The organism is Inquilinus sp. OTU3971, from assembly GCF_038440215.1.
Map to the genome: position 1 here is coordinate 1 of NZ_JASATH010000449.1, position 448 is coordinate 448.

The window sequence follows — 448 nt, forward strand, 5'->3', positions numbered from 1 at the left end:
GCGGATATCTCACCGCGCGGCGAGGCAGTGCGTCGGTCAGGCAGAAGGCGGAGGCATTTCCGCGAGAGCGGCCGATTTTCGGCGGAGTTGGTTGATTTCGGTCACGGCAGGTCGCGGCCGCCTGTGGCAGTCGTGTCGGAGCTGATGTGGCCTGTGCGCTGTCTGGTTCGTCAGCGCCCTGCGGCGGCAAGGAAGGCATGGGCGAGCCCGAACTCGTGGTCGTAGGGGCAGCCCGAAGCCATGGCGAACTTGACCCGTCGGACACTGGTGGTGACGAGTGCGCCGATCTTGAGGAGCTTGAGGCGGATGGTGCCGCAGGTGGCCTGGGCGAACTGGGTGTGGCGCAGCCCGATGCGGCGCAGGGCGGCGAGCAGGACATAGGCCATGGAAGCGAACCAGAGGCGGAGTTGGTTGGCGCGCATGGTGTTGGCCGAGGTGCGGTCGGCGG

1 protein-coding gene is annotated in these 448 nt (G+C 67.6%); it reads right to left on the reverse strand.

Annotated elements, in window-relative coordinates; genetic code table 11:
* Positions 1 to 170: 170 nt before the first annotated feature.
* Positions 171 to 448, reverse strand: a 278-nt coding sequence (locus AAHM41_RS40360) for a transposase (protein ID WP_342242281.1), incomplete at its 5' end; no start/stop codon positions are given.